Annotated in this window: 11 protein-coding genes; 7 read left to right on the top strand and 4 right to left on the bottom strand. The window is 67.4% G+C overall.

Features of this window, described 5'->3' with window-relative positions; all coding sequences use genetic code 11:
* The first annotated feature begins 14 nt into the window (after positions 1 to 14).
* On the top strand, positions 15 to 674 hold the full coding sequence (locus tag QX132_RS03160; protein WP_315738318.1) for a hypothetical protein: 660 nt from the start codon (positions 15 to 17) through the stop codon (positions 672 to 674).
* A gap of 26 nt (positions 675 to 700) precedes the next feature.
* Here QX132_RS03160 and QX132_RS03155 read toward each other — a convergent pair whose 3' ends face one another.
* Together QX132_RS03155 and QX132_RS03150 are read right to left on the bottom strand one after the other, a co-directional pair.
* A complete protein-coding gene (locus QX132_RS03155) occupies positions 701 to 1,690 on the bottom strand; it encodes an alpha/beta hydrolase (protein WP_316160048.1) in 990 nt (329 codons plus the stop codon).
* Positions 1,691 to 1,702: 12 nt separating this feature from the next.
* A complete protein-coding gene (locus tag QX132_RS03150) occupies positions 1,703 to 2,635 on the bottom strand; it encodes an MBL fold metallo-hydrolase (RefSeq protein ID WP_316160047.1) in 933 nt (310 codons plus the stop codon).
* 84 nt (positions 2,636 to 2,719) lie between these two features.
* On the opposite strand from QX132_RS03150, the gene QX132_RS03145 reads away from it, so the two are divergent.
* The 5 genes from QX132_RS03145 (at position 2,720) to QX132_RS03125 (ending at position 7,165) form a co-directional block, all read left to right on the top strand.
* Positions 2,720 to 3,673 (top strand): LysR family transcriptional regulator, encoded by a 954-nt coding sequence (locus QX132_RS03145; protein ID WP_315738214.1) that lies wholly within the window; start codon positions 2,720 to 2,722, stop codon positions 3,671 to 3,673.
* A gap of 232 nt (positions 3,674 to 3,905) precedes the next feature.
* Positions 3,906 to 5,117, top strand: a complete 1,212-nt coding sequence (gene glp / locus QX132_RS03140; protein WP_315738215.1) for a gephyrin-like molybdotransferase Glp — start codon at positions 3,906 to 3,908, stop codon at positions 5,115 to 5,117.
* Between the two features lie 207 nt (positions 5,118 to 5,324).
* The gene (gene lexA / locus QX132_RS03135) at positions 5,325 to 6,023 is read left to right on the top strand and encodes a transcriptional repressor LexA (RefSeq protein ID WP_315756715.1); all 699 of its coding nucleotides are present in this window, start codon (positions 5,325 to 5,327) and stop codon (positions 6,021 to 6,023) included.
* A gap of 259 nt (positions 6,024 to 6,282) precedes the next feature.
* Entirely contained in the window at positions 6,283 to 6,723 is a 441-nt protein-coding gene (locus tag QX132_RS03130; RefSeq protein WP_315738216.1) for a hypothetical protein, read from the top strand.
* A gap of 145 nt (positions 6,724 to 6,868) precedes the next feature.
* Positions 6,869 to 7,165 carry a hypothetical protein gene (locus QX132_RS03125; protein WP_410052843.1) on the top strand — a complete coding sequence of 99 codons (297 nt, stop codon included), beginning with the start codon at positions 6,869 to 6,871 and terminating at the stop codon, positions 7,163 to 7,165.
* Here the strand turns inward: QX132_RS03125 and QX132_RS03120 are convergent.
* Positions 7,120 to 9,411, bottom strand: a complete 2,292-nt coding sequence (locus tag QX132_RS03120) for a ComEC/Rec2 family competence protein (protein ID WP_316160046.1) — start codon at positions 9,409 to 9,411, stop codon at positions 7,120 to 7,122. The genes QX132_RS03125 and QX132_RS03120 overlap by 46 nt on opposite strands.
* Before the next feature lie 139 nt (positions 9,412 to 9,550).
* Here QX132_RS03120 and QX132_RS03115 point away from each other — a divergent pair, with 139 nt between their 5' ends.
* The gene (locus QX132_RS03115; RefSeq protein WP_315738219.1) at positions 9,551 to 9,763 is read left to right on the top strand and encodes a hypothetical protein; all 213 of its coding nucleotides are present in this window, start codon (positions 9,551 to 9,553) and stop codon (positions 9,761 to 9,763) included.
* Between the two features lie 21 nt (positions 9,764 to 9,784).
* Here QX132_RS03115 and QX132_RS03110 read toward each other — a convergent pair whose 3' ends face one another.
* A complete protein-coding gene (locus QX132_RS03110) occupies positions 9,785 to 11,473 on the bottom strand; it encodes a glutamine--tRNA ligase/YqeY domain fusion protein (protein ID WP_316160045.1) in 1,689 nt (562 codons plus the stop codon).
* Positions 11,474 to 11,602: the final 129 nt, after the last annotated feature.

Raw genomic sequence — 11,602 nt, 5'->3', positions numbered from 1 at the left:
TCTGGCCGGAGTTCATGCGGCAGGACCGGACGGCGACGTTGTACTATGATCCGCCAGTGTTCGACCAATATGCGGACTGCGCCTACGTGGCGCTCGCCGGTGACGAGGTGGTCGGGCGCGCCTTCGCCGTCCCCTTCACCTTCGGCATCGAGGGCCGCCGCACGCTGCCGGATGCGGGCTGGGACGAGGTGATCCGCTGGGGTCACGAGGACCGCCTGCTGGGACGGCGGCCGACGACGATGAGCGCGCTGGAGATTGCGCTGCTGCCGAAGGCGCGCGTGCCTGGCAGCTCGCTCGCCATGCTCGCGGCTCTGAAAGGCTGCGCACGCGCCAAAGGTTTTGCCGAGCTGTACGCGCCGGTGCGGCCGAACCAGAAACATCTGGCGCCGCGGACGCCAATGCGCGCCTATCTCGATCAGCGGCGCGAAGACGGCCGATTGGTCGATTCCTGGCTGCGCACGCACCTCGGCATCGGTGGCGAGATCGTCAAGATCGCGCCGTGCTCGATGACCATCGTCGGCACGCTCGCCGAGTGGTCGCAATGGACCGGCGTGACCTTCGATCGCTCGGGTGAGATCGAGGTCCCCGCTGCTCTCGTGCCCGTGCTCGCGTCGGTCGAGCACGACCATGCCGCCTATGTCGAGCCGAATGTCTGGATTCGGCATCCGCTCTAACGCGGTGCAGGCCGTCCGCGCGACGATCAACGCGCCGGCACGACGCGCTCGTCCAGAAATCCGATCACCGCATCGAACGCCTGCCGTCGATTCCGCTCCATCAGGATCATGTGCGTGCCCTGCCCGATCTCGACCAGGCGCTTGTACGGCGCGCTCACGAGACGAACGAACAGGTCGTGCGCCATCTCGAAGCGGACGTCCACATCCCATTCCGCCGAGAGCACGAGAACAGGGCAGTTGATCGTGCTGGGATCGTAGATCGGCTGGTCCACGGTCCAATGCTCGCGCACGTCCTGCACCGCGCCCGAAGGCGCGCGGATCGCGCCGGGGTACGGCGAGTCCGGATCGGTCGCGAGCGTCGCCTCCGCCCAGGACTCGAACCAGCCGTCCGGAATCAGCTTGTCCCGCGCCTGCTCCGGAGCGGCGCCGCGCCACGCAGCCTCGAACGCGCGCGGGCTGACGATCCGATAGGCGCCGAGCGGTCCGCCGGCGTCGATGCGCAGCGGCTCGCTGGACAGCCAGAGCGGCGTCACCAGGATCAGCTTCTCGAGCTTCGCGCTCGCCGCGCTCGCGAACTTGCCCGCGACGGTGGCGCCCCAGGACATGCCGAGCACGTTGGCGCGCGGGACGTCGCGATGCCGGCAGATGAAGTCCACCGCCGCGCCGAAATCGTCCACGGCGGTCCGCGCATTGACCAATGGAGATCCCTCCTCGGCCGCCCGCGACATCTCCGGCGGCCGGCTGGAGCCGCCATAGCCGCGCGCATCGACGGCCCAGACATCGTAGCCGGCCTGCGCCAGGACATCCATGAAGGAGGCGCCACCAACCGCGACGTCGAACAGGCTGGCGGATGAAAAGGTGGCGCCGTGCATCATCACCAGCGTGCGCTCGGCCGAGAACCGTTGCACGTCATGCCGGCGCTTGTTGATGAGCTGAAGCTGTACATCGGACACCGGGCCTTCGATCAGGCGGCGCTCGGAAACGATGCGCGAGGAGGACGTTGCGTTCTCGGTCATGGTCACCTCGGATCAGGCGAACTGCCACGCGAACCGGTCGCCGTCGCGGCTGATCCGCCCGGCCGAGGACTCGGCGAAGTGGGTCGTGAACACGAGGGAGCCGGTCTCGGCGGCATGGTTCATCGCCCATCGGCGTGAGGTCCGCGCCGCATCCGGAAATTCGCAATAGACCGAGTTCCAATCCGGACGCGCGACCTGCAGCGGATGATGCATCACATCGCCCCAGAACAGCGCGCGCTCGCCGCGCGAGGTGAGACTGATGCAGGCGTGATCGATGCTGTGACCAGGGCTCGGCAGATAGCGGAAGCCATCCACGACCTCGCTGCCATCGACCGTGATCTCACGCGCGAGGCCGGCCTCGACGATCGGCAGCACGCTGTCTTCGTAGACCCCTGGCAGCGGCGGATGCAGCATGCGACCGAGACCGGCCGCATCCCTGATCGCGGCATCCGAGCCGTCAGCGGCCGACAGTGCCGCCAGATAGGCGCGCTCGCGGCCTGAGAAAACGTACCGGGCGTTCGGAAACACCGGCGTCCAACGGCCATCGGCAAGCTGCGTATTCCACCCCACATGATCCGCGTGCAGATGCGTCATCAGGACGAGATCGACATCGCCAGGGGCGACGCCGGCCGCCCGCAGCCGGTCGAGAAACGGCTCGTTCAAGCGATGCAGAACTGCTGCGCCGGGCCGCTCCTTGTCATTGCCGGTGGCCGTGTCGATCAGGACCACCCGCTCTGGCGTCCGCACCAGCCAGCTATGGATGCTCAGGCGCAACGATCCCGTGTGCGGATCGACCGATCCCGGCCCCACCTGGCCTCGTTCCCGAACGATGCTGTCTGCTTCTACGCCCGGAAACAAAAACTCTCCCTCGACCGCATCGAGGCCGATCTCGAAGATCCTCGTGATGGTGGCGTCTCCGACGCGATAGGTCGTGATGTCCTGCATGTCTGGCGGCCTCGATCCGAACGGTGGTCTTGTCTGGGCCGAGATCTAGGACTAGGTCATACATTCCTCAAATCGATCCAGCTCATGCAGTCCATCGATCACTTCGATCTTCGCTCCTTCGACCTCAATCTGCTGGTCGCGTTCGACGCGCTCATGCAGGAGCGCAGCGTGACGCGCGCGGCCGCACGCCTCAAGGTGGGTCAGCCTGCGATGAGCCATACGCTGTCGACGCTTCGCGTGCTGCTGCAGGACGAGCTGTTCGTCCGCGTCGGCGCCGTCATGCAGCCGACGCCAAAGGCTGCGGTGCTCGCCGGGCCGGTTCGGGCGGCGCTGGGGCAGATGCAGGCAGCGCTGCATGCCGCACCGGAGTTCGACCCGGCGACCGAGCAGCGCACCATCCGCCTGGGATTTTCAAGTGAGGTCGAGCTGCTGCTGATCCCCGAGCTCACCGCGGTGCTCCGTCGAACGGCGCCCGGCGTGCGGCTTCTCAGCCGGCCGACCGAACGTAACGAGGTGCATCGCCTGCTCGACGACGGAGCCTTGGATGTCGCGGTCGGCTGCTTCGACGCCGTCGCACAGCGGCACAGATCCCAGCTCCTGTTCGAGCAGGCGCTGAGCTGCGTCTACAATCCAAAGCGCATCGCGATGAAAACGCCGATCAGCCTCGCCGACTATCTGTCGCTTCCGCACGCGCTGGTGACGCTGACCAACAGCCTGCAGGGCTGTCTGGAGGCGGCGCTGGATGAGATCGGGACCGAGCTCAACGTGGTCTCGGCCTCCTCGGAATTCCTCAGCGTGCTGGCGACGGTCGCCGCATCACCGGTGATCACGACGATACCGACCAGGATGGCAAAGCTCTACGGGCCGCGATTTGGGCTGACGCTCTGTCCCGCGCCGTTGAAGCTGCGGCTGCCGGCCGTCTCGATGGTCTGGCCGCTGCAGCTCGATCGTGATGCAGCATCGGTCTGGCTGCGGAACATGGTGGCGGACATCCTGCACACGACCGAGCGCGCCGCCTGTCGCGCGGCTGCTGGATAGAACGCGGGGCGGGAGCTAATCGGAACGGCGCATCGGCCAACGCCTTGGCACTGCGGTCGACCTTCTGCGCACTGATTGCAGGGTTTCTCGCGCGGTCGTGAGGCAGCGGCCCGGACGCGGCCAACATCAGACGATCAGAAGGCAGGAAGCGGCCTGAGCCCTTGGCCGGGCCGTGCGCGTTCGGTTAGAAGGCGACTCATTCGATCTGCCGTCTCCGTCCGAAGGAACTCTCATGGCCCTGATGCCGGTGTCTGATGCGTTGTCCGCCGTGCTCGCCGGCGCCGAGCCGCTGGCCGAGGAGCTGGTGACGCTGGACGAGGCCCATCACCGCATCCTGGCCCGCGACCTCGCGGCGCTGCGGACGCAGCCGCCCGAGGCGATGTCGGCGATGGACGGCTACGCCGTGCGCGCGGCGGACGCAGCCCAGGCCAAGGTGCGGCTGAGGGTGATCGGCGAGGTCGCGGCGGGGCGGCCGTTCGATCGCGTGGTCGGACCCGGCGAGGCGGCGCGCATCTTCACTGGTGGCGTTGTCCCTGAGGGCGCCGACGCGGTGGTGATCCAGGAGGACACGATCGCCGAAGATGGCCACGTCGTGATCACCGAGGCCGCGATCAAGGGCCGGCACATCCGGCCCGCCGGCGTCGACTTTCATGAGGGCATGGTGCTGCTGAAGGCGGGCCGCCGGCTCAGCGACCGCGACCTGTCGCTGGCGGCCAGCATGAATCATCCGGCACTGCCGGTGCGGCGCCGGCCGAAGGTGGCGCTGCTCGCCACCGGCGACGAGCTCGTGATGCCTGGCTCGACGCCCGGCCCGGGCCAGATCGTCTATTCCAACGGCTACGCCCTGCGGGCGCTGGTGCGCAGCGAGGGCGCGACACCGATCGATCTCGGCATCGCCGCGGATACGATGGAGGCCACGATCGCCGGGATCCGGCGGGCGCGCGAGGCCAAGGCCGACATCCTGATCACGACCGGCGGCGCCTCGGTCGGCGATCACGACCTCGTCAAGCAGGCGCTCGAAGCCGAGGGCGTCGAGATGGCGTTCTGGAAGATCGCGATGCGGCCGGGCAAGCCGATGATGCACGGACGGCTCGGCGACATGAGGGTGATCGGACTGCCCGGCAATCCGGTGTCGTCCTATGTCTGCGCCATCCTGTTCCTGGTGCCGCTGATTCGGCGGCTGCTCGGCCGCGACGAAGCTCGCATGCCACGCGAGACCGCCCTGCTCGGCCGCGAACTCGGGGCCAACGATTCGCGCGAGGACTATCTGCGGGCGCAGCTCGAGGAGCGCGCCGACGGCACCCTGATCGCAACGCCGGTGACCCAGCAGGATTCGTCGCTGCTCGGCAATCTCGCGCTCTCGCAGGCGCTGGTGATCCGGCGGGCGTTTGCGCCGAAGGCCGCCGCCGGCAGCCCGTGCGAGATCCTGCGCCTGCCGAGCTAGGCCGTTTCCCCCCGGCAAAGCCCGGTCCGTTCACTACAATTTAAGGATTGCGGAACACACATCGAACATATAGTGTCCGTTCATGATTTGTTTTTAGTATGTTGCGGGCGACGCGATGATGGTCCGACTCCAAGGCGCTCTCAGCCGGTTTGTGCTCAAGGCGCAGCTCCTGGACTCGGACGACAACAAACTGGGGACCAGGTCGAGATGCTGACGCGCAAACAGTACGAACTTCTGCGGTTCATCAACGAGCGGCTCAAGGAAGCCGGCGTGCCGCCGTCCTTCGACGAGATGAAGGATGCGCTCGATCTGCGCTCGAAGTCCGGCATTCATCGCCTGATCACGGCGCTCGAGGAGCGCGGCTTCATCCGCCGGCTGCCCAACCGCGCCCGCGCGATCGAGGTGATCAAGCTGCCCGAGCTGTCACAGGCCGCCAACAACCGCCGCGGCTTCACCCCATCGGTGATCGAGGGCAATCTCGGCAAGGTGCGCACCAGCAGTCCCGCGCTGGACGATGGCGAGCGCCCCGTCGCGGTGCCGGTGATGGGCCGCATCGCCGCCGGTACCCCGATCGAGGCGCTACAGACGCGCAGCCACACCATCAGCGTGCCTGCCGACATGCTCGGCAACGGCGATCACTATGCGCTCGAGGTGCGCGGCGACTCCATGGTCGATGCCGGCATCCTCGACGGCGACATGGCGCTGATCCAGCGCAACGAGACCGCCGACACCGGCGACATCGTGGTAGCGCTCATCGACGACGAGGAAGCGACGTTGAAGCGCTTCCGCCGCCGCGGCGCATCGATCGCGCTGGAGCCGGCCAACACCGCCTACGAGGTCCGCATCCTGCCGCCGAACCGGGTGAAGATCCAAGGCAAGCTGGTCGGGCTGTATCGCAAGTACTGATCGCGGACGCGATCGGTCGATCGGCGACGGGCGCACGCGCTTCGCCGCCGATCGAAATTGGTCACACGCGAATGCACCTCAGGATGTGCAGCGCGGCATGCTCAAACGCTTGTGATCGCCCGCGGGCGCACGCGGTGCAGATCAGCGCAGAATTGCCGTGAAGCGCGCGCTAACATCACCATCGATGTCCACTCTGATAGAGGCCTGCGCCTGTCCGGGGGGAGCGTGGGTCGGCTATCTCTCAACGAGGAGCGATCCGATGTGTGACTACAGCCTCCATGCGGTTGCGTCCCGTCCCGCCAAGGTCGGCGAGACGTTGATCTCGACGACGTTTCGCGGCACCGCCACCCGCGGCTTCGCCCTCGAGAGCGAGCCGACCGTCGCCGTCTGCATGCTGCCCGGCACCGAGTTGGCATTTGTCGAGGACGTCCGCTACGACAGCCGCTGGCTCTGGACCCGGACGATCCGCGAGCGCGTCGCGAAGTTCAACAGCATCGAGACGCACATCCCCGATCGCCATCACGACGCGATCGAATTCGCCGACGGCCGCCACGTGCTGGTGACCCAGCTCTGCGAGGGCCAGCGCGTCACCGTGCTACAATTGCCGGTCAGCAAGCAGCCGGCCGAGCGCCGCCCGGGCGTGGCGGAGGACGTTCCGGCTTCGCAGGCCACACCGATTCGCCGCATCAGCATCACCTGAGCGCCTGCGCGTCCGCATTTCTCTCGGTCATGAGCGAGCTTTCGGCCGGGGGAGATTTGGTTTCTGCAAGCGCAAGGTCCTTTCGGGCGACCCTCACGCTCCGGCATCGCATCGAATAGGAACGACATCCCTCGGCCAGCATTGTGTGCCGGGGGAGCTTGCCGCCGCGGTCAACAAGATCGATTGGAACAAGGCTGACCGGATCACCGAGCCCGACCGCTACATGCTTGCGTTCGGATGGCTGACGGTCACGGCTGATGACATCGCCATCTGGCAACGATATCCGGGCGCTGCGTTCACGCTGGTCGAAGGTCCCTCGCTGTTCGATGGACCCGACGACACCGAGTATCATCTCGGCACGTTGTATCATCTCAGCACGTTCGAGCTGTCCGGCGCTCAATCCTGTTCGCCCTGCTCCGTCTCCGGCGGCGTCGCGTCCTGAAGCCGCGACACCGGCGCACGCGGCGTCAGCGTCGTGTCGAACTCGCCGGCCTCGGCGGGCGCCGGCCACCACGGGCGATCGGTGCCGCCAGCGCGCACCGGCGTGACGGAGAAGCCGGTGCCCCGCTGCACCAGCATCAAGGCGCCCTGCTGCTGCAGGCGCTGGCGATCGATGACGGCCGCCGCGCAGGATGACGGCACGGCGCGCGCGGTGACGATCAGCGCGGCACGGGCGCAATCATCGTCGAGCGCCTCGGCGCGCAGGGTCAAGGCGGCGAATCGGCCGTCGGCCATCGCGACCACGCAGCCCGCCTCGTCGCAGGAGACGCCATCGGCGAGCGATGAATCCGCCGGCAGCCGGGCATCGGCGTCGGCCGCGAGCCACTCCTTGGTGGCGAACACGTCCTTGCCGGTGCGCATCACATGCAGGCGTCCGTCACGGCCGCGCACCGCCACCGTGCGCCCGTCGCCGGCGATCAGGACGTCGGGCAGCGGCGTCGTGGCGGCCCACGCGGTGGCCACCACGAGCCCGACGGCGCCCGACCAGCGCAGCGGTGTGCGCAGCAGGCCGATCAGGATGACGCCGAGGCTGGCCAGGATCAGCGGACCGATGCCGAAGCCCGGGATGCGCCCGACCGCGCCGGGCAGCGCCGCCACCCAGCGCGTCACCGCGATCATCCAGTCGATGCCGAGGCCCATCAGCGTCCACCAGGGACCGTCGAGCCCGAACGGCGCCGCCAGCAGGCCGAGCAGTCCGGCGGGCATCACCAGCACCGAAACCACCGGCATCGCCGCGAGATTGGCGAGCACGCCATAGGGCGTGACGCGATGGAAGTGGAACGCGGCATAGGGCGTGGTCGCAAGCCCCGCGATCAGCGAGGCCAGCAGCAGCATCGCAAGCTCGCGGCCGCCCCACAGCGCGATGCGCTGCGCCGGGGAGCTGTCCGGCGTCGCAAACAGTTTGGGCAGGCCGAACTGCACCAGCGCGACCAGGCCGAGCGTCGCCGCGAACGACATCTGGAAGCTCGGATGCACCAGCGCTTCGGGTGCCGCGATCAGCACGATCATCGCCGCGACCGCGAGCGTGCGGAAGGTGACGGCGCGGCGATCGACCATGACCGCGATCAGCACCACGGCCGTCATGAAGAACGATCTCTGCGTCGCGACCTCCGCGCCCGACAGCAGCAGGTAGAACGCCGCCGCGACCAGCGCCGCCGCGGCCGCCCATTTCTTGATCGGATGGCTGATAGTGAGGCCGGGGATCAGCGCAAGCAGCGCGCGCACGGCGAAGAACACGACGCCGGCGACGACGGCCATGTGATAGCCTGAGATCGACAGCACGTGGCCGAGGCCGGAGACGAACATCGCATCGTTGACATCGGGCGTGATGGCGTCGCGCCGGCCGGTCAGCAGCGCGGTGGCGATGGCGCGCTCATCGCCCGTCAGACGGGCGCGGATGCGTGCGTCGATCGCATCGCGCAGGCCCTGCATGGCCGCCGCATAGCCCAGGCCGAAGCCGGCGGCCTGCGGCGGCGTCGCCGTCGTGATCGCGCCCATCACGAAGCCGGAGGCGCCGATGCCCTGGAAGAACATGTCGCGCGCGAAGTCGTAGGATCCCGGCCGCACCGGGGCCATCGGCGGCAGCAGCCGCGCCTTGAGCTGCACGAAGCTGCCGACCTCGGGCGCCGTGCCCTTACGCACCGCGAGCCGCACGCGCGCGAGGCTGATGCTGCTGCGCTGGCTCTCCATCGCGGCGACGCGCAGCACGATCCGATCGCTGCGCTCGCGAATGTCGCGCGCCTCGACGAAGCCGGACAGCGCCACCGAATACAACGGCCGCGCCAGCACTGGATGAGCGACACGCGCGGTCTTGATGGTCGCCGCGGCAAAGCCGCACGCTGCAGCTGCGATCATCACGGCAACCGGAAACATCCGATGCCGCCGCATCATGATGGCGACGATGCAGAGCAGCGCCGCGGTGGTGGCGGCGATCCAGAGCACCGGCTCGTGATCGGCGGTGAAGTACAGCGCGATGCCGGCCCCGAACGCCACCGGCACCCAGGGCAGCAGCCGGCCTGCCCCGGCCTCCTCGACCGCCCAGTTCTTCAGGCGGGCGGCGAATGCCGACGACGCGCCGGACCCGATCGCGGGCCAGCCGCCGGCCAGCGCGCCGCGCGGCGGCCAGACATCGGCCATCGCGCCCGCGATCCCGCGACGCCCTCCCGGCGGCCTGACCGGCTCCGCCATTGCCCACACCACCCGTTACTTTACGGGCATGGAGGCTAGCGAAACGACGGGGAATCCGACTAGCGGAACGGAACGAGAATCCAATCCCGGTGCCGGGAACGTCATTGGAACTTTCTGCACCGCACCGGCTTATGCGGGTATGGACCACCATGACAATGACGATCCCTTTGCCGACCTCGCGCTCGACACGGCGATCCACCTGCGCTGGACGTTGCGGGACATCAAGGCCCACCGGCTCACGCTCTCCCCCGTCGCCGACGATGATCTCTCGCTCCTCGCGGAGCGCGGCCTGGTCGAGGTCAGCGATGGCGTGCCAACGCTGACCGAGGCCGGCCTCGCAGCGATCAATTGAGCTGCGGCTGCGGTCCCCATCTCATCCCTTCGCGACCTCCTTTGCAAAGGTGTCGCGCAGGCCGATGGTGCGGTTGAACACGAGCTTGTCGGGCGTCGAATCCGGATCGCGGACGAAGTAGCCCTGGCGCTCGAACTGCATCGGTGCGTCCGAATTGCTCTCGGCGATCGCCGGCTCGATGCGCGCGTCGGTCAGGACCTCAAGCGAGTTGGGATTGAGATCGGCGGTGAAGTCGGCCGCATTGGGGCTCGGATTGGCGAACAGCTGGTTGTAGAGGCGGATCTCGGCGGTCAGCGACTGTGCAGCGGGCAGCCAGTGCATCGTCGCCTTGACCTTGCGTCCATCCGGTGCGTTGCCGCCCCTGGTCGCCGGATCATAGGTACAGCGCAGCTCGACGATCTCGCCGGCGTCGTTCTTGATGACGTCGCGGCACTTGACGAAATAGGCGTAGCGTAGCCGCACCTCGTTGCCCGGCGACAACCGGAAGAACTTCTTCGGCGGGTTCTCCATGAAGTCGTCCTGCTCGATATAGAGCTCGCGGCCGAAGGCGACTTTGCGCGTGCCGGCTGCGGGATCGTCGGGGTGGTTGATCGCCTCGAGCTCCTCGACCTGGCCTTCCGGATAATTCTCGATCACCACCTTCAGCGGCCGCAACACGGCCATCCGACGCAGCGCCGTGCGGTTCAGCTCCTCGCGGATGCAGAATTCGAGCATGCCGACATCGACGACGCTGTTGGCCTTGGCGATGCCGATGCGCTTGATGAACTCGCGCACCGCCGCCGGCGGCACGCCGCGCCGCTTCAGGCCGGCGATGGTGGGCATGCGTGGATCGTTCCAGCCTGAGACATGGCCGTCCTGCACCAGCCGCGTCAGCACGCGCTTCGACAGCAGCGTGTAGGTCAGGTTGAGCCGCGCGAACTCGTACTGGTGCGGATGCGACGGCACCGGCAGCTTGTCCAGGAACCAATCGTAGAGCGGCCGGTGGTCCTCGAACTCGAGCGTGCAGATCGAGTGCGTCACGCCCTCGATCGCGTCCGACTGCCCGTGGGCGTAGTCGTAGCTCGGATAGATCTTCCAGGCGTCGCCGGTGCGCGGGTGATGGGCGTGCATGATCCGGTACAGCACGGGGTCGCGCAGGTTGATGTTGCCGGCGGCCATGTCGATCTTGGCGCGCAGCACGCGCGCGCCGTTCGGGAATTCGCCGGCCTTCATGCGCCGGAACAGGTCGAGATTCTCCTCGACCGTGCGGTCGCGGAACGGGCTGTTCTTGCCGGGCTCGGTGAGCGTGCCGCGCGACAGGCGGATCTCCTCCTGCGACTGATCGTCGACATAGGCGAGCCCGGCCTTGATCAGCCCTTCCGCCCAATCGTAGAGCCGCTCGAAATAATCCGAAGCGAAGAACAGGTTGTCGCCCCAGTCATAGCCGAGCCAGCGCACGTCGGCCTGGATGGAATCGATATATTCCTGCTCTTCCTTGGTCGGATTGGTGTCGTCAAAGCGCAGATTGCAGCGGCCGCCGAACTCCTGGGCAATGCCGAAGTTGAGACCGATCGACTTGGCATGGCCGATATGCAGGTAGCCGTTCGGCTCCGGCGGGAACCGGGTGACGACCGTCTTGTGCCTGCCGCTGTCGAGATCGGCCTGGACGATGTCGCGGATGAAGTCGCGCCCTGCCTCTGCCGTCGCCGCCGTGTCTGTCGTCGTGGTCATCAAGAATATCCTGCTCCGGAATTTGGCAGCCTATCTGCCAAATCCGCTTCCCCCAAGGAAGGCTTTAGTTATGCGATAGGCCTGCTATACACCCCCCGCCCTTCATAGCCCCTGCCTGGATTTCGTGCT

Source organism: Bradyrhizobium sp. SZCCHNRI20481 (assembly GCF_032485055.1).
Lineage (GTDB): Bacteria > Pseudomonadota > Alphaproteobacteria > Rhizobiales > Xanthobacteraceae > Bradyrhizobium.
This window is presented reverse-complemented; position numbering and strand designations above follow the sequence as displayed.